This window comes from Ignavibacteria bacterium (genome assembly GCA_017303675.1).
Taxonomy (GTDB): Bacteria; Bacteroidota; Ignavibacteria; order Tepidaquicellales; family OLB5; genus OLB5.
In genome coordinates this window covers 1,340,223-1,359,577 of sequence record JAFLBX010000002.1, presented here as the reverse complement: position 1 = coordinate 1,359,577, position 19,355 = coordinate 1,340,223, and the positions used below count along the sequence as shown (strand labels likewise).

15 protein-coding genes are annotated in these 19,355 nt (G+C 37.5%); 12 read left to right on the top strand and 3 right to left on the bottom strand.

The genetic code is table 11. The features are described 5' to 3' along the window. Positions 1-86: 86 nt before the first annotated feature. A complete protein-coding gene (locus J0M37_15410) occupies positions 87-650 on the bottom strand; it encodes a hypothetical protein (GenBank protein ID MBN8586476.1) in 564 nt (187 codons plus the stop codon). Positions 651-852: 202 nt separating this feature from the next. Between J0M37_15410 and J0M37_15405 the strand changes: the two genes are divergently transcribed. From J0M37_15405 to J0M37_15390, 4 genes are all read left to right on the top strand, one after another. After that, entirely contained in the window at positions 853-2,433 is a 1,581-nt protein-coding gene (locus tag J0M37_15405; GenBank protein ID MBN8586475.1) for a methylmalonyl-CoA mutase, read from the top strand. Between the two features lie 34 nt (positions 2,434-2,467). Beyond that, on the top strand, positions 2,468-3,175 hold the full coding sequence (locus J0M37_15400) for an SDR family oxidoreductase (protein MBN8586474.1): 708 nt from the start codon (positions 2,468-2,470) through the stop codon (positions 3,173-3,175). A gap of 279 nt (positions 3,176-3,454) precedes the next feature. Next, positions 3,455-4,180: an SDR family oxidoreductase gene (locus tag J0M37_15395; GenBank protein ID MBN8586473.1), complete on the top strand. Its 726-nt coding sequence runs from the start codon at positions 3,455-3,457 to the stop codon at positions 4,178-4,180. Positions 4,181-4,362: 182 nt separating this feature from the next. After that, positions 4,363-5,649: a hypothetical protein gene (locus tag J0M37_15390; GenBank protein MBN8586472.1), complete on the top strand. Its 1,287-nt coding sequence runs from the start codon at positions 4,363-4,365 to the stop codon at positions 5,647-5,649. A gap of 167 nt (positions 5,650-5,816) precedes the next feature. On the opposite strand, the gene groL is transcribed toward J0M37_15390, so the two are convergent. Together groL and groES are read right to left on the bottom strand one after the other, a co-directional pair. Beyond that, positions 5,817-7,466, bottom strand: a complete 1,650-nt coding sequence (gene groL, locus J0M37_15385) for a chaperonin GroEL (protein ID MBN8586471.1) — start codon at positions 7,464-7,466, stop codon at positions 5,817-5,819. A gap of 123 nt (positions 7,467-7,589) precedes the next feature. Next, positions 7,590-7,877 (bottom strand): co-chaperone GroES, encoded by a 288-nt coding sequence (groES, locus tag J0M37_15380; GenBank protein MBN8586470.1) that lies wholly within the window; start codon positions 7,875-7,877, stop codon positions 7,590-7,592. Between the two features lie 195 nt (positions 7,878-8,072). Between groES and J0M37_15375 the strand changes: the two genes are divergently transcribed. The 8 genes from J0M37_15375 to J0M37_15340 all read left to right on the top strand — a co-directional run bounded on the left by J0M37_15375 (position 8,073) and on the right by J0M37_15340 (position 19,350). Next, positions 8,073-9,059 carry a T9SS type A sorting domain-containing protein gene (locus J0M37_15375; GenBank protein MBN8586469.1) on the top strand — a complete coding sequence of 329 codons (987 nt, stop codon included), beginning with the start codon at positions 8,073-8,075 and terminating at the stop codon, positions 9,057-9,059. 8 nt (positions 9,060-9,067) lie between these two features. Further along, positions 9,068-10,024: a T9SS type A sorting domain-containing protein gene (locus J0M37_15370; protein ID MBN8586468.1), complete on the top strand. Its 957-nt coding sequence runs from the start codon at positions 9,068-9,070 to the stop codon at positions 10,022-10,024. A gap of 11 nt (positions 10,025-10,035) precedes the next feature. Then, positions 10,036-11,325: a T9SS type A sorting domain-containing protein gene (locus tag J0M37_15365; GenBank protein ID MBN8586467.1), complete on the top strand. Its 1,290-nt coding sequence runs from the start codon at positions 10,036-10,038 to the stop codon at positions 11,323-11,325. Positions 11,326-11,377: 52 nt separating this feature from the next. After that, complete coding sequence (locus J0M37_15360; GenBank protein ID MBN8586466.1) at positions 11,378-12,244, top strand: T9SS type A sorting domain-containing protein; 867 nt, start codon at positions 11,378-11,380, stop codon at positions 12,242-12,244. Between the two features lie 10 nt (positions 12,245-12,254). Beyond that, on the top strand, positions 12,255-13,571 hold the full coding sequence (locus J0M37_15355; protein ID MBN8586465.1) for a T9SS type A sorting domain-containing protein: 1,317 nt from the start codon (positions 12,255-12,257) through the stop codon (positions 13,569-13,571). A gap of 232 nt (positions 13,572-13,803) precedes the next feature. Next, entirely contained in the window at positions 13,804-15,621 is a 1,818-nt protein-coding gene (locus J0M37_15350) for an aryl-sulfate sulfotransferase (protein ID MBN8586464.1), read from the top strand. Between the two features lie 160 nt (positions 15,622-15,781). Further along, positions 15,782-17,536 (top strand): ABC transporter ATP-binding protein, encoded by a 1,755-nt coding sequence (locus J0M37_15345; GenBank protein ID MBN8586463.1) that lies wholly within the window; start codon positions 15,782-15,784, stop codon positions 17,534-17,536. Between the two features lie 92 nt (positions 17,537-17,628). Then, the gene (locus tag J0M37_15340) at positions 17,629-19,350 is read left to right on the top strand and encodes an ABC transporter ATP-binding protein (protein ID MBN8586462.1); all 1,722 of its coding nucleotides are present in this window, start codon (positions 17,629-17,631) and stop codon (positions 19,348-19,350) included. Positions 19,351-19,355 lie beyond the last annotated feature (5 nt).

Genomic DNA, 19,355 nt, shown 5'->3' with positions numbered 1-19,355 from the left:
TCGAATCGGGGATTCGACTTACAAAAGCGCATAAAAAAAGGAGATTGTTGCCAATCTCCTTTTTAAAAACTTTCTTTAATAATAAATTAAAGCTGTTTTGAATCGCTTGATTTTTTGTTTTTGCTTGGGCATTCTTTGCTGTTATCGCCGGAATTTTTTCCTTCTTTATTGCAGCCGGTTTTACCTGAGCAATCCATATTCTTTTCTTTTAATGAAGCAGCCAGAGTTTCTTCATTGGTTTCACCTGCTGCATACATTATTGTTACGTTTGTCATTTTTGAAACATTGCAAGTTGAGCCGAATGATACTTCCTTAACGCCTGCAATACTTAATAAATTCTTCTGCAGATCTGCTTTTGAATCTTCGCAGGTTACTTTATCTGTAACGAACTGGTAGCTTGAAAACTCGCCGCCTGCTTTAATATTGCTGTTATCGCCGCATTTTGATTTATCGCAGCCTGTTTTATCGCCTGATGATTCAATAGCCGCTGTTTTATCACAGCCTGATTTATCGCCTGCGCTTGATGTGCATTCTTTGCTGCAATCTTTACCGTCTTTATCATTAGCTATTAAATAAGACTGGTTAAGATATAGAAAACCGAAAGCGAAAATTACAACAAGTGCCGCTGCTCCGAGAAATTTTTTATTCATAGCTTTAAAAATTTAGGTTTTTGATATGGATTTATTAAGGCAAAGATATAGATTTTTTGCTTTTAATCCAATAGGTTTAATTAACAAATTTCATAAGTTAAGTTAAAACCTAATCTTAATCATATTATTTATGAGCTATTTTAGCTATTTTTGTTATGAAAATTTATGAACTATACCCATAAGACAAAAGAAGGTAAGTAACATGAAAGAATTCAAAAACAGAAAAGAAAAATTCTTAACAGATTCAGCTATAGATATCCCTGCATTTATTTCACAAAATACCGAAGAATACAAAACTAAGCTTGGCGACCCGGGAAAATATCCGTTTACACGCGGTGTGCATGAACAAATGTACCGCAGCAAGTTCTGGACTATGAGGCAATACGCCGGCTTCGGCTCTGCTGAAGAATCGAACAAACGGTATAAATTCCTTTTGGAACAGGGAACAACAGGCTTAAGCATAGCATTTGACCTTCCTACACAAATAGGCTATGATAGTGATGAACCTATTGCCGAAGGAGAAATAGGAAAAGTTGGCGTTGCTATAGATACACTTAAGGATATGGAGATCCTATTTGACGGTATCACACTTGAAAAGATCAGCACTTCAATGACGATCAACGCAACCGCAGCGGTGCTGCTTTGTATGTATGTTGCAATTGCCAAAAAACAGGGAGCTGACCTTAAAAAGATAAGCGGAACTATCCAGAATGATGTTCTGAAAGAATACATTGCAAGGGGTACATATATTTATCCTCCTAAACACTCCATGAGGCTAATCACAGATATTTTTGCATGGTGCAATGAGAACTTACCAAGCTGGAATACAATATCAATCAGCGGTTATCACATCCGCGAAGCCGGCAGCAATGCCGTGCAGGAAGTTGCATTTACGCTTGCGGATGCAATTGCATATATCGAAGCAGCAGTTAAAGCAGGACTTGATGTAGATAAATTCGCTTCAAGGCTTTCATTTTTCTTTAACGGGCAGATAAACCTTCTTGAAGAAGTAGCAAAATACCGCGCTGCCAGAAGGATTTATTCAAAAATAATGAAAGAGCGCTTTAATGCAAAAAGCGAAAAGAGCATGATGCTGCGTTTCCATTGCCAGACTGCAGGATCATCCCTGACGGCGCAGCAGGTTGAAAATAACGTTATCCGCACTACCATTGAGGCAATGGCGGCAGTCTTCGGTGGCTGCCAGTCACTTCACACAAATTCAAAAGATGAAGCTCTTGCATTGCCAACTGAGGATTCCGTTACAACCGCATTACGCACTCAGCAGGTAATAGCATATGAAAGCGGAATAGCCGATACAGTTGACCCGTTTGCAGGTTCATATTACATTGAGTATCTTACCGACCTGATAGAAAAAGGGGCATGGGACTACCTGAATAAAATTGATGAAATAGGCGGGGCAGTTAAATGCATTGAACTTAATTTCCAGCAGGATGAAATTGCGAACAGCGCATATGAATTTGAGAAGGAAATTGAATCAGGTGAGCGCGTAATTGTTGGCGTGAATAAATTTGTTGATGAAGATCACCCTGAAAAGCTTAACCTGATGCATATTGATGAAGCTATCGGAAAGCTACAAGTAGAAAAGCTGAAAAAAGTAAAAGCAGAAAGAAACAACGATGAAGTAAAACGCGACCTGGATGGGTTGAAAAAAGCAGCCGAAGGCAATGATAACATGCTGCCGTATATCCTGAAATGTGTTGAAAGTTATTGTTCTATTGGCGAGATTTCCAATACTCTCCGCGGTGTCTGGGGTGAGTATTAGAGTACAAGCAATATGTTGAACTAAATTATAATTTATGAACCGGGTAGTATGGATCACCGGCGCTTCAACCGGTATAGGTTTTGAGCTTGCCAAGGTATTTGCAAAATCAGGTTATATTATTGTTGCAACTGCAAGAAGGAAATCAAGGCTTGTCAGCCTTGTGAACGAGATACGTTTTGCGGGACACGAAGCTTACGCTTTTGTATGCGATGTCCGCTCAGAGCGCAGCATTATAAGCACAAAGAAAAAGATACTTGAAAAGTGCGGCACTATTGATATTCTTATCAATAATGCATCAATTACTGCATTTAAATCCTTTATAGATACAAAACCACCGGAATTTGACGATATCATTGAAACCAACCTTCGCGGCGGATATTTGATGGCACGTACAGTGCTGCCGATAATGATGAAGAAAAAACGCGGGCATATTATCAATATTCTCAGTGTTGCTGCGCATACCGTATTTACCAACAGCTCTGCTTATGCGGCTTCAAAAGCCGGAATGCTTGCAATGTTCAACGGCTTAAGAGCTGAGGTCAGGAAATTCAATATAAAGATATCCAACATTATGCCTGGAGCTACTGATACACCTATGTGGAGTCCCGCTGTCAGACAGAAATCCGCCAACAGGATGATGACTCCGCGTGAAGTTGCTGATATAACTTACGCTGTTGCAAGCCAGCCAAAAAAGGTTGTGATAGAGGATGTTATTATCAAACCGATCAAAGGGGATCTGTAAAATATTTAATTGTAATTGATTTGCCACGAGCTTTAGCTCGTGGATTTAAGAGATCTTTTACCAAAGCGGCTTTAACCGCAATTAATTGATGATTATTTTGGATTGTTGATTGTGGAATGGCGGCTAAAGCCGCATTTTTTTCGGATTATTTTGTTCCTCCGCTCTGAAGAGCGGAGCTAACCATAATAAAACAAAGAGCTGTATTTTTTCATTTTGAAAGAAATTTTAGTTTTCTGTTCACTTCCTTTAGTCGAAAGTATTTGTAAATTAAATTACGTCATGAAACTACAGAACAAAATAGCAGTAATTACCGGCGCAGGTAAAGGAATTGGCAAAGCAACAGCGGAGCTGTTTTTAAAAGAAGGCGCAAAGGTTGTGCTAACTTCCAGGAATAAGTCTGACCTCGAGCTGTTAATCGCTGAAAATAAAAGTTACAAAGATAATATTTCCGTTATTGCGGGTGATATTTCCAAAGAGGAAACAATAAATAAAGTAATTGAGGAAACTATTGGCAATCATGGCAGAATAGACATACTTGTTAATAATGCAGGATTCGGTATCTTTGATAATCTGGTTGATTCCAAACTTGAAGATTTTGACTCTGTATTCAATACAAATGTACGTTCATTATATCTTATCACCAAAGGCTTTTTGCCTCACATGATAAAAGAACAATCCGGCACAATTATAAATATTGCATCAGTCGCAGGCAAGCAGGGATTTGCAACAGGCTCAATTTACTGCGCATCCAAACATGCAGTAATGGGCTTAAGCCGCGCATTGATGCTTGAAGTAAGGCAGTATAATATCCGCGTATGCGCAGTTTGCCCGGGAAGCGTTGCCACGGAATTTTTCAGGGCTGACTCACAAACTTCGCTTTCTTCAAGGAAAGAATCAGTACTCCAGGCTGAAGATATAGCCGAAACCATTCTTTTGGCAGCATCGCTGCCTGAAAATGCGACTCTGCACGAGATCGAGGTAAGACCTACAAATCCAAGGAAGTAATGACTTTATTCCCCTGCCTGCTGCAGGCAGGCGCGAAGGCGGGAATCTTTAGCATGATAGAACCCATGATATTAAATAACAATTTTATTCAAATGAGATTGCTTCGGAATAAATCTCGCAAGCTCGATTTATTCCTCGCAAAAATAAACTTATTTGCGAGGAGCAAAGCGACGTTTACCCCGTTGGGGAAGCAATCTTATCCATATAACGCTTTATTAATAGGATTGCTTCGCTTCGTATTTCGCAGGCTCAATACTTCACTCGCAAAAGTTGTACTTTCAATAGTATTAATTTGCTCAGTATTATATTCTCAGGAAAATAATATTGAGCTTGTTGAAAGCATTCCCGTTGAGACTACACTTGATAATCCCGATATCCGCAACACCCAGGAAGTATGGCTGGAAATGATAAACTCCGCCCAAAAAACCCTTGATATAGAGCAATTCTATATCTCAAATGAAAAAGGCGAGCCGCTTGATACAGTGCTGAATGCAATTGTTGCTGCTGCTAATAGGGGAGTAATAGTCCGTATAATAGTTGATGGTGAAATGTTCAGGACATATCCTGATGATGTAACATGGCTGGAACAACAATCACAAAACATAACTAAACATGTAATAGATTTTAAATCGCTTGCCGGGGGAATACAGCATGCGAAATTCTTTATCGTTGATGACAGTGAAGTTTTCATTGGCTCGCAAAATTTTGACTGGCGGGCATTAAAACATATTCATGAGCTTGGTATAAGAATTTCAGGAGACAGGGATCTTATCAAAATATATTCAGATATATTTAACGAGGATTGGAAGTATTCAGAAATAAATGACGGCAAAAGCTGGGATCTGCCAATTTATACTATAAATAAACCATATTGCAGGATATTAAAAAGTATTTATGGAGATTCAATACACGTAAAACCAACAATAAGTCCAAAAGAGTTTTACCATATTAACGGAGATAAAGATCTTGAAGAGATCATATTTATGATAAATTATGCTGCCAATGAAATTACTTTACAATTCCTCTCATATAATCCCGTAACAAAAGATGGCTACTGGGAAGAAGTTGATACCGCTCTGATTAATGCAACTAAAAGGGGTGTGAAGGTAAAGCTGCTGGTATCAGACTGGAATTTAAGCAAAACCGCTGTTGAGCATTTTAAAGAGCTTATCAAATATCCAAATTTTGAAGTGAGATATACTTCTATACCTGACTATTCAGGCGGATTTATTCCGTATGCAAGGGTAGAGCATTGTAAATTCATTACAGCAGATAGTTACACATGGATAGGCACAAGCAACATGAGCCATGATTATTTTTATGAATCACGAAATGTTGGATTGGTTGTGGAAAGCGAAAAGTTTACGCAGAGAGCGCGTGACATCTTTTATAAAAGCTGGAACAGCGAGTATGCAAGAGCAATTGAATCAAACGGTGAGTATGTGCCAAGAAAACGGAACCATGATTAACATGATTATAGGATTGTATTTGTAACGCGAAACGCTGTTTCGCGTATTTTAGTCGAATCAGCGATTCGACCTACATGAATAAGATTTATCATAAGACTTTTGAAGTCTTATAATAAAAAACCCCGGCAAGTGCCGGGGTTTAATTCGTAAATCATTTCTAAATTGAATTAATACATGCCGCCCATATCACCATAACCGCCGCCCGGAGGCATCATAGGAGCTGCTTTTTCCTTTTCAGGTTTTTCGCAGATAACGGCCTCGGTGGTGAGTAACATAGAAGCTACTGATGCAGCGTTCTCTAAAGCTACCCTTGTAACCTTGGTAGGATCGATAACTCCTGCTTTAATCAGGTTCTGGTATTCTTCGGTGAGTGCATTGAATCCGTAGTCATCTTTGTTCTTCTTTATCTCATTGATAACAACAGAAGCTTCAACGCCTGCGTTTTCAACTATCTGTCTTAAAGGAGCTTCAATAGCCTTCCTTATGATATCAACACCGATCTTCTGGTCTTCATTATCGCCTTTCAGCTTATCGAGTCCGCTTGAAACCCTGATAAGAGCAACACCACCGCCGGGAACGATTCCTTCTTCAACAGCTGCGCGTGTAGCATGCAGAGCGTCTTCAACTCTAGCTTTCTTTTCCTTCATTTCAACTTCTGTAGCTGCGCCTATTTTTAATACTGCAACGCCGCCTGAGAGCTTAGCAAGCCTTTCCTGTAATTTTTCTTTATCGTAATCGCTTGTTGTTTTTTCGATCTGTGCTTTAATTTCATTTACACGTTTCTTTATATCTTCTTTCTTTCCAGCGCCTTCAACTATGATAGTGTTATCTTTATCAATAACGATCTTCTTAGCTGTTCCAAGATATGCAACGGTTGCATTTTCAAGCTTGTAGCCTTTTTCTTCGCTGATAACGGTACCGGCAGTTAATACAGCAATATCTTCAAGCATAGCTTTTCTTCTGTCGCCGAATCCGGGAGCTTTAACAGCGGCAATTTTTAAAGTACCGCGTAATTTGTTAACAACAAGTGTAGCTAAAGCTTCACCTTCAAGATCTTCAGCAATGATAAGCATTGTTCTTCCTGCCTGTGCAACTTTTTCAAGTATTGGCAGTAAATCCTTCATTGTGGAAATTTTCTTGTCATAAATTAAAATATAGGGATCGTCTAAAACTGATTCCATTGTATCTGCATCAGTAACGAAGTATGGTGAAAGGTAGCCTCTATCGAACTGCATACCTTCAACGATATCAACTGTGGTATCGGTACCTTTAGCTTCTTCAACAGTGATAACGCCGTCTGTACCGACCTTCATCATAGCGTCAGCGATGAGTTCACCTATGAGCTTATCGTTATTAGCTGAAATTGAACCAACCTGAGCTATTTCAGTTTTGCTGGTCTTATCGATGTTTTTGCTTAATTTCTGCAGGCCATCAACTATTTTCGCAACAGCAATATCAATACCGCGCTTCAGGTCCATCGGATTTGCGCCGGCAGTTACATTCTTTACGCCTTCAGCGTAAATAGCCTGAGCAAGAACGGTAGCAGTTGTGGTTCCGTCACCTGCAACATCGCTGGTTTTGGAAGCAACTTCTTTTACCATCTGTGCGCCCATGTTTTCAATGGGATCTTCAAGCTCAACTTCTTTTGCAACTGATACACCATCTTTTGTAACTGTAGGTGTACCGAATTTTTTATCTATTACTACGTTTCTGCCTTTGGGTCCAAGTGTGACCTTTACGGCATTTGCCAATTTATCGACACCTTTTTTTAAGGCGCTTCTCGCCTCGGTATCGAAATGAATTAATTTTGCTGACATATTATTTTAGTCTCCTTATTTTCAAGTTTTTGTTTCCCTGAACTTGCCTGACTTTCAGAAGTTTTCAGGGTCTTCTGCAATGACCCTTCGACTCCGCTCAGGGTGACATTGCTTTTTTGTTAATTAACCTATAACAGCGTAAACATCGCTTTCGCGCATTATTAAATATTCTTCATCGTTTATTTTAACTTCTGTGCCGCTGTATTTGCCGTATAATACTTTATCACCGACTTTCAGATCCATAGCAATTCTTTTTCCGTTATCATCTGATTTGCCGTTTCCAATTGCAACAACTTCACCTTCCATAGGTTTTTCCTGGGCTGTATCAGGTAAAATAATACCGCCTTTTGTAACTTCTTCGGGAGCTTTAGGTTTTACAATAACCCTGTCTCCAAGTGGCTTTAAATTCATTTTTAGAATCCTCCTAAATTATTGATTATTATGTAAATATGTTTGTCAGGTATTAGTTAGCACTCGCTAACTGTGAGTGCTAAAATAATATAATAAGTTTTGTAAGTCAATAGTTCCCGCAGTGACCTAATATAGAGTGATAATTTTTTAAATTAATGATTATATTTACTTAACCACTCTAAATAAGGAGGTGTGATGAAATACCTTGTCATCATTTTACTCGGATTTACCCTACATGGCAAATCTCCGGAAATTTATGCGCATCAGGAAAGCAGCATTAAGGCTGTAATTGACAGCAGTATCTTTAACTATTATCCATTAAATGTTGGAAACCGCTGGTCATGGAACCTGTATCGTAACTACACTCCAGGATCAGGATATATATCAGCATTAATAACGGGTACCCAGGTAATCAGAAATCACCTGTATTATAAAATGAAAATCGATTCTTATATTATTTATACCAATCAATACACATCAGGATACAGTTTTTTAAGAATAGATTCATTAACAGGAAATTTCTATTCACTTTATATATCGGGTAATGATACTTCTGAGTGTTTGAATGACAGTCTGAATACACCTGTTAATGATTCTGCTTTTACGTATTGCATCGGCTCTACCGGGGGCTCATGGTACACACACACACGCGGTACGTACAATTTTTTAAATCAAACCTACATATCTGAAAGCTTCGGCTGGACAAATTATTTTGAAGCTTATGGATATCATGTTTATGCAAGAGGAATAGGTAAGGTCTATTCACGAAGCCAGGGAATGATGACATATACTGAAGAAGTTCTTAAGGGGTGTATAATTAACGGCCAATTATACGGCGATACAACTTTTCCTGTTGGTGTAATTCCCGTTAGCACAGAAATTCCTGAAAAATTTTCCTTATCCCAAAACTATCCAAACCCATTCAACCCGGTTACAAAAATTAAATTCAGTATACCGCAAAATGAAACGACCCACGGGGCCATCTCTACAAGACTGATTGTATATGATGCCCTCGGTAAAGAGTTAGCAATCCTTGTAAATCAGCAGTTACAGCCCGGCATTTACGAAGCAGAATGGGACGCATCATCATATCCCAGTGGTGTTTATTATTATAAGTTAAAGGTCGAGAAAACCCAGCGGGACGTCTTTACAGACTCTAAAAAAATGGTTTTAATAAAATAGGAGTAAATATGAAAACAATACTCTTAATACTATTTTTTAATTTTTCTGTAATTATTGCACAAGATACCAGTATTGTTAAATATCTGCCTCTTAAGACAGGTAATGTGTGGATATATAATTATTCCGGCTCCAGCGGCTCCGGTAAAATTAAAATGAGCGTATCAGGATTTATTATAAATAACGGACATAAATATTTTAACCTGGATTTAAACGGCACACCTTGTAGTTGCTCGTTCTATTCTTATTCACCATTTTTAGTTCAACTAAATAATGGAATCCGGATCGATAGTTCTAATGGAAATATTTATTTCAATACCGCTGCTGGTTCCTGTACATGGAATCCAAATGAGATGTTACTTGATTCTTTAAAAATGCTGCCAAATATATTCACTAGTAATTCATGTTATTTTACATCCTGCCAGGATACTAATATTATAAATATGTTCGGAAATAATTACAGAACCAAATATGTAGGTCAGAATGTACCAACATATTTTAAATTCAGAAGGTACGCTAAATATATTGGTTTAGTAAGTTCTGTAATGGGTTGTTATGCAGGCTCTAGCTGCACTTATACTTTGCAGGGATCTATAATTGATGGTGTTTTGTATGGTGATACATCGTTTCCTGTTGGTATAAGTGTGCTTAGTACAGAAACTCCTGAAAAATTTTCATTATCTCAAAATTATCCAAACCCGTTTAATCCGGTTACGAAAATAAAATTCAGTGTTCCCCTCTTGAGAGGGGTGCCCGAAGGGCGGGGTGTGTTAACACTTTTATCAATTTACGATGCCCTCGGTAAAGAAGCAGCAATCCTTGTAAATCAGCAGTTACAGCCAGGCACATATGAAGCCGATTGGGATGCTTCAGCATATCCGAGCGGCGTGTATTATTATAAGCTAAAGGTCGAGACGTCCCAGCGGGACGTCTTTACAGAAACTAAAAAAATGGTATTAATTAAATAAAAGAATAAATAATGAAGAAAATTTTACTTTTGATCATCTTGATCATATCTTCACAACTTACTTTTGCGCAAATGTTTGAACAGAATTCAGGTGTAACGGTAAGTCTGAATTGTGTATCAGTTTTTGATCTTAACAATGCCTGGATATGCGGTGATAACGGTACAGTACTTAGGACATCAAATGGCGGCGTCAATTGGCTTAATGTTACAGGAAGCGGTATTCCCGTGAATATTACCTTGAATCACATTTTTGCCGTAACGCCTTCGCTTGTATTAGCAGCAGGATACAATGCTACCAACACCTGGGTATGGCGTACAACAAATTCAGGTGCGAACTGGCAGCAGGTATTCAGCCAGGCTAATGGGTTTATAAATGCTGTAAGCATAAAAAATGACAGTACGGGTTTTATGATGGGTGATCCTGTTGGGGGAAGGTGGTCAATATGGAAAACAAGTAATAACGGTGCTGTTTGGGATTCAGCAGGTTTAGGGTTACCCCAAGCAGGCACGGAAGCGGGTTACTCAAATTGTATGACTTACGCGCAAACCAGAATTTGGTTTGGAACTAACAACACAAGGATATATTATTCTTCAAATAACGGAGCAAACTGGACGGTACAAAATTCTTCTCCTGAAACGGATGTCACAGCATTGTGGTTTGATCCGAACGGAAACACAACAGGATATTTTGGAGGTAATAATATTTTTAAAAGCACGAATTACGGGGTAAACTGGACAGGAATAGGTTCTCTTGGATCGGGTTTGATCGTTGGAATGACGGGTTTTCCTATGTGGTCAGGAAATGTAATGTATGTAAGGAATGCAAGCAGCTCAATTTATTATGGATTCGGCACGGGACAATGGTTTGTTTATTATACAGCGCCTGCGGGCTCATATAATCATATCGGGGTTGAAAGGAATTCCGGCTGGCCGATTGTGGGGTATGGGGTAAGGTCGAACGGAGGTATTACAAAGTTCAATGTATTCGTGGAAGGTGTAAACCAAACCAGCGGCGAAGTACCTGAAAAATTTTCTTTATCCCAAAATTATCCAAATCCGTTCAATCCGGTTACGAATTTCGAATTTAGTATAACAGATTACGGTTTGGTAAAATTATCAATTTATGACGCAATTGGCAGAGAAATAGATGTTATAATTAATAAACAGCTTCAGCCCGGCACGTATATCGCTAACTGGGACGCATCAGCCTATCCAAGCGGTGTGTATTATTATAAACTTCAGGAAGTGACTTCTCAACAAAGCTTCTTTACAGAAACAAGAAAAATGGTTTTAGTGAAATGAGGTATCACTTTAAAATAATATTTCACTGATATATTAGATTGGAGTATCATAAATGAAAATTAACAAAATATTAATATTAATATTTTTTGCTAATATAAATAGCGTTTATATTATTTCACAAATTAATGATGCTGTATCATATTTCCCCCTTAAGCCCGGAAATAAGTGGGTTTATTCTTTTTACAGTACTCAGTTCGGGCAGTCAGGAAGATTCAGCAGACAGGTAACAAGTACGAATATTTACAATGGACATATTTATTATTCATATGGCGGATATTATCAGCGTATTGATTCTTTAACAGCTAACCGATATTACTATTCTAGCAGCAACGGATGCCAATGGTCACCTTTCGATAGAATGGGAGATTCACTTTCGGCAGCGCTGAATGATACAATAAAATATGACTGCGGTGCAAATTATAAAGTCTGCAGCGATACTAATTTAAGGGAACTTTTTGGAACATTTAGAAGAACAAAGAATTTCAGATTGGGAAATAACGGTATAATTTTTGCCAGAAATTTCGGTATCATGGAGCTTTACACGCAAAGCGGAAATATATTTTATGTTGAACACCTGCGGGGATGTATTATTGATGGCGTAGTTTATGGCGATACATCATTAGTGGGCTTAAATCAAATATCTTCAGAAGTACCCGAAAATTATTCACTTTCCCAAAACTATCCAAACCCGTTCAATCCGTTAACTTATATCGATTTTCGTATTGCTGATTTCGGTTTTGTGAAATTAACGGTTTTCGATGTGATTGGCAAGGAAGTTGAAATTTTGCTCAATCGTGATTTGCAGCCAGGATCATATAAAGTTGACTGGGATGCTTCAGCATACCCGAGCGGGGTTTATTATTATAAGCTGGAAACTGAAGATTATTCTGAAACAAAGAAAATGGTTCTAATAAAATAAAATAATGAATGTGAAAAAATTAATTTACATATTTTTTTTCTTTTCGGTTTTAACGTGTTCAGCTTATTCCCAGTATTGGGTTGAGCAGACTTCAGGTGTTACAGTTCAGCTGACATCGGTATCACCGATAACAGAAATGAACATATGGGTCTGCGGTTACAGCGGAACCGTCCTTAGAACTACTAATGGGGGATCGAACTGGCTGAATGTAAGCGGCGGGGGAATCCCAAATACTGTTTCATTAGTAAGCATCTGGGGAATAGATGCGTCAACAGCTATAACGGCGGGTTATGTTGGCAGTGATACATGGATCTGGCGCACATCAAATGCCGGTGCAAACTGGGTACAGGTACTTTCCCAGCCCGGTGGTTTTATAAACGGTATAGTTTTTAAAAGAAATCAGCCGCTGCACGGATTTGCACAGGGAGATCCAGCTGGGGGAAGGTGGTCACTTTTTAAAACTTCAAATGGCGGTATAAACTGGGATTCTGCCGGCTGCTACCTGCCGCAGGCAGGTACTGAAGCAGGATGGAATAATTCAATTTTCATAGGCACACAGGCACCTTATTCCTTTAATACAGGTCTTGATAGTTCAATTTGGTTTGGAACAAATAATACAAGAATATATTATTCAACTAATTTTGGCTCAACCTGGATATCCCAATCAACAGCTCCGGAAGTTAATACATATGCGTTAGCAATGATTTTTTTTGGCGGTGGCGAAGGTTTGGCCGGCGGCACTAACCTTATAAGAAGTTCAAATTATGGCGCTAACTGGTCTTCGCAAGCATCGTTAGGTACAGGAAATTTTTCCGGCTTCGTAATGTTCCCGGCACCGGTTGATTTTTATGGTTATTGCTGGTATACCAGAAACACAACAAGTATATACAGAGGGATGTATGGTTCTTCTTGGGCAATTGAATATACAGCACCTGCTGGTAACTACAGGCATTTTACAAATGTAAGGAACAGCGGAATTTGTTTTGGCGTAAGATCAAACGGGGGCATTACCCGCTGCAATTATTACTTCTCAGGTATTACACAAACGGGCAATAGTATACCGGAAAATTATTCGCTTTCTCAAAATTATCCAAATCCATTCAATCCCGTTACAAAAATAAAGTTCAGTATTCCGGTTAAAGGTAACGTAAAATTATCTGTATTTGATGCTTTAGGCAGGGTAGTAAATATATTGGTAAATCAGAATTTAAACTACGGCACATATGAAGCCGAATGGAATGCTTCAGATTATCCAAGCGGTGTATATTTTTATAAACTTGAAACTGAAAAGTATTCAGAAACCAAAAAAATGGCTTTGGTAAAATAATTTACTGGTTTCAAATTTTTTTTGTAAGAATTATCCTACAATTGTGAATTAAGATTTTTAAAAAGGTAAAAAGTATTGACTATTTTAGGGGTACGGTTAACTCAAATTAACTGTATCCCCGGCATAGTTGTTATTTTTAACTAACCCTATTTATTAACTTTCCCGGGAATTTAATTATTGTATTAAGCTATTCAATCTTTTACATTTGTAAATATACATTTAAAAGTTAACTATGCCCAAACCGTTTTTAGTTTTTACTGCAATTATTCTCTTTAATTTTTTTACTTTTGCTTCAGGTACTGCCGGTAAAAGCTATTTAAGCTATTTTGACCCGGTTCCAAATGCAAAATATGTGAATAAAAATACTGCAATAGCAATTCGTCCGAATGCACTGTTAAACGCAGGCTCAATTTTAAAACCCGGCGCAGTAACAATTACAGGCAGTATAAATTACAACTATAGTTATACATGTGTGGTATCAGCAGATAAAAGTACATATATCTTTAAAACCTTAACCGGGTTTGCTGATGGGGAAAAGATAGCAGTAAAATTTTCATCTGTTATTAAAGATAAAAGCGGGAAAAGTATTGAACCATTTGAATATTCGTTTTACGTAACTGAAAGACCTCTCATTCAATCTCATTTCACAGGTTTGGAAAATGAATTAAGTGCGGAATTAATTTCAAAACTAGAAAACAATATACCTTCATTTACAGGTTCTCAAGATATACCTCAAATTAATGTAATTTTTTCCGATAATCCTTCACCCGGTAAAATTTTGATGTCGAATATAGTATTCAATGTTCAAATACCAAATACTCCTCATCTGTTAATACTTAATAACGATGCTTCCGCTGTTTTCTCCAGGCAAATGAGCGCACAGGTATTTGATTTCAACCGTCAGCCTAATGGTAATTTTACATATTTCAGCAGGAACGGGGGAAAGTATTATGAGCTTGATACTAACTATGTGCGTGTTGATAGCTTTTATACCGGTAATGGTTACCTGACAGATATACATGAATTGCGGGTACTTCCGAACCGGAATGCATTATTAATGAGTTATGATAAACAGATCGTGGATATGAGCCAGATCGTCCAGGGCGGGAATCCTGCAGCACAGGTTACAGGTTTAATAATTCAGGAAATTGATGTTAATAAAAATGTTGTATTTCAGTGGAGAAGCTGGGACCATATTCCCATAACAGATGCAACTCATGAAGATTTTCTGGCAGTTGAAATTGATTATATACATGGCAATGCATTAGAAGCAGACAATGACGGAAATATTTTGCTTTCATCGCGACATCTAGATGAAATCACAAAAATAAACAGGTTAACCGGCAATATTATCTGGAGACTTGGAGGAAAGCAGAATCAGTTCAGCTTCCCCAATGATCCGGGGAGATTTTCTCATCAGCATGGTATAAGGAGGCTTCTGAACGGGAATATAATAATGTTTGATAACGGTAATTATCATACTCCATCTGAATCCAGGGCTGTTGAGTATATCCTGGATGAAACTAACCGCATTGCAACAAAAGTATGGGAGTATAAAAATTCTCCTGCGATTTACGGAAATGCAATGGGCTTTGCCCAAAGACTTGAAAACGGTAATACTTTAATAAGCTGGGGATCAGTTAATCCTACTGTTACTGAAGTTAAACCGGATGGAACCAGAGCTCTTGTTATGAACCTTCCGGCAGGTGTCTTTTCATACAGGGTATTTAAATATAATTACGATAATAATATTACCGGGTATGAGCCGGAATCCAATAAGATTCCTTCTCAATTTTCTTTAAGGCAGAATTATCCAAATCCATTTAACCCGTCTACAACAATAGAATTTGATGTACCGGAATTAACAGGGGTAAAAATTGATGTATGTAACTCTCTGGGACAAATTGTTTCTACTATAATTAATGACAGGTTAAAAGCAGGCAGTTATAAAGCTGAATTTAATGCTTCAGGCTTATCAAGCGGAATTTATTTTTACAGAATGCTGACAGAAAATAATTCAATTATTAAAAAAATGGTATTAATTAAGTAATATATATTTGTAAAATTGTTTCAAAAGGGATATTATAGGAAAAATATATTCCGGTTAATTGATCGTCCTGCAGGATTTTTCTGCAGGACTTTTTTTATGTGTTCATCTTATTTAATTTTTGGTATAGCAACAATTCTTCAATTAAGCTAAATTTGCATAAATGATACATCTCAGACGCCTTTTTCCATATCTAAAAAGATACAGAGCAAAGCTTGCAATAGGCTTTATTGTAATTACCTTAAGCGCAATTTTTACCAATCTTATTCCTTTTGTAATTTCCAAAGCTATTGACCAGATAAAAAATCATACTGAAGGTACTTCACTTCTTAATTATGCTTTAATGACAGTGGGCTTTGCGGTTATAAGCGGAATTTTCCTGTATTTAACCCGCCAGATGATAATTGTTGTATCCCGTGAAATAGAGAACGACCTCAGAAATGATTTCTTCGGACATATACTTATTCAGGACCAGCAATATTTCCACTTTCACCCAACGGGAGATATAATGGCACTTGCAACCAATGATATTTCTGCAGTCAGAAATTTTCTGGGTCCGGGAATAATGTATACTGCAGAAACACTGATTAACTTTACAATGGCAATAACTCTTATGCTATCTTTCAATACCGAGCTTACTCTTATTGCAGTATTACCAATTCCATTAATTTCATATGTAGTTTACAGGATAGGAAAAAGTATAAATTACAAATTTGAGCGCGTTCAGGAACAATTCTCTGATCTTACAACCAAAGCGCAGGAAAATCTATCAGGTATTAAAGTAGTTAAAGCATATGTAAGGGAAGAAAGTGAAACCGAAGGTTTCAGGAATATGTCGTTAAGTTACATGAAAAAAAATCTTGAGCTGGCAAAAGTTCAGTCATTTTCTTATCCTATTATGTTTTTGCTTACCGGATTTTCTGTCATTATAGTGCTTTATATTGGCGGAAATAAGATCATTGAAGGTACTTTAACTATCGGTCAATTGACTGCTTTTATTATATATCTCGGACTATTAACATGGCCTATTATATCATTAGGCTGGATAATTAATCTCACACAAAGGGCGGAAGCATCAATGAAGAGGCTGGTGGAAGTATTCAATAGTAAGCCTTTTATTGATGATCCATCAGCAGATGCATTTAATGGGAGCGAGAATAAAATCAACGGAGCAATAGAATTTAAAAATGTTAGTTTCAGGTATCATGAAAATTATCCGTATGTGCTTAAAAATATTAATGTAAAGCTTAATGCCGGTGAAACCATCGGAATAATTGGACATACAGGTTCAGGTAAAACAACATTTGTTAATTTGATATCCAGGCTCTTTGATGTAGAAGAAGGTGAAATTTTGGTTGACGGAAAAAATGTAAAGAGCTATATGCTTGGAGACCTGCGCGGAGCAATTGGTTATGTACCACAGGAAACCTTCCTTTTCAGTGATACCATTGAAAACAATATTGCTTACGCTGAAAATAATTTTGATAAAGATTCAGTTATAAATGCTGCCAAAATTTCACAGATATATAAAGATGTCGATAACTTTCCTAAAAGATTTGATACAATTCTTGGTGAAAGAGGGATCAATCTTTCAGGCGGTCAGAAACAAAGAACATCAATTGCCAGGGCAATTGCTGCGGATCCTGAAATACTTATTCTTGATGATGCTTTTTCAGCAGTTGATACTTATACTGAAGAAGAAATACTAAATGGCTTGAAGAATGTTATGAAGAACAGGACAACTATACTGATAAGCCACAGGATATCAACATTGAAAAATTCAGACCGGATAATAGTACTAAAAGAAGGTACAATTGCCGAAGAAGGAACACATGATGTCCTTGTGAAAAAAGACGGAATTTATGCTGATATTTATATGAAACAGCTTCTTGAAGATGAATTAAAGGATCTAGAATAAATTAATTGGCTGAAGAACAAAATAAAAATACTGCTGAACCTGACGAAAACGAACAGGAAGAAGTTTTAGGCAAGGCATATGATGCCCGGCTTATGAAAAGGCTTATCAGGTATCTTAAGCCTTATACAAAATGGGTTATCCTGGCAATTGTATTAACTGTAGGAGTAGCATTGTTAAGTACTATCAGGCCTTACCTGACAAAAATTGCCGTGGATGAATATATTGTAAACAAAAACTCAGCCGGCTTAAGAAATATAGTGTTAATACTGCTGGGTACATTGATCTTCCAGGGGATACTTCAATATACCATGACCTATTTAACGCAATGGATAGGGCAAAAAACCATTTATGATCTGAGAATGGAGCTGTTTGAACATATTCAGAAATTTTCTATGTCCTTTTTTGATAAGAATCCGGTTGGCAGGCTGGTTACTCGACTTACCAATGATATTGAGGTTCTGAACGAAATGTTCTCAAGCGGTATCGTAATGGTTTTTGCTGATATTTTTATTATAGGCGGTATTCTTTTCTTTATGTTCAGCTTAAGCTGGCAATTGACACTTATTGCTCTTTCGGTTGTTATTCCTTTAATTTATGCCACGGTTATTTTCCGCCGTAAAGTGCGGACTGCTTTCCGTGATGTCAGATTTTATCTTGCCAAAATGAACTCTTTTTTACAGGAACACATCAGCGGCATTCTTGTAGTTAAGATATTTAACAAAGAAAAAAAGACACTGGATGATTTTAAGAAAATAAACTATGATCATACAAGGGCTAATAAAAAGTCTGTTTTCTATTATTCGGTTTTTTTCCCGGTGGTTGAGCTTATTGGCGCTCTATCAGGTGCATTAATTATATGGTATGGCGGAGGTGAAGCTATTCAGGGAGCTTTGACCATTGGTATATTGATATCTTTTATTCAGTATTCAGAAATGTTCTTCAGGCCAATAAGGGATCTTTCGGAAAAATATAATATAATGCAGACCGCAATGGCAAGCAGTGAAAGGATTTTCAGGCTTCTTGACCGCAAAGCGGTTATCAGTGACCCTAAGCACCCGCTTGAGCTTGCAGAGTACAAAGGTATTATTGAATTTAAAAAAGTATGGTTTGCTTATGTTAAGGAAGATTATGTTCTGAAAGATATATCATTTACAATTAACAGGGGAGAAAAAGTTGCCTTTGTTGGAGCTACAGGTGCAGGAAAATCATCAATAATGAATCTGATATGCCGTTTTTACGATTCACAAAAAGGTGAAATTACTGTTGATGGTATCAATATAAAAGATTTAAGGCAGGAGGAACTTCGTAAAAATATCGGGCTGGTTGTACAGGATATTTTTCTCTTTTCAGATTCAATATCGAATAATATAAGCTTAAATAATAACAAAATTCCTGAAGAAAAGATAAAAACTGCTGCAGCAGCTATTGGGATAGATAACTTCATTAACAAACTACCCCTGGGTTACGGGCAGAATGTGAAAGAACGGGGAGTTACTCTTTCGCAGGGTGAAAGGCAGCTTATTACCTTCGCACGAGCACTGGCTTATGATCCCAGGATACTTATTCTTGATGAAGCTACATCAAGCGTTGATACCCATTCTGAAATTCTTATCCAGCGAGCCATAGATAAGCTTATGGAAGGAAGGACTTCTATTATTATTGCGCACAGGCTTTCAACTATTCAGAAATGTGATAAAATTATTGTAATGCATAAAGGTGAAATAAGAGAAACCGGTACGCACCAGCAATTACTGGAACTGGGCGGCATATATTCAAAACTGTACCAGCTTCAGTATAAGGAATCATTTGTATGAAACAA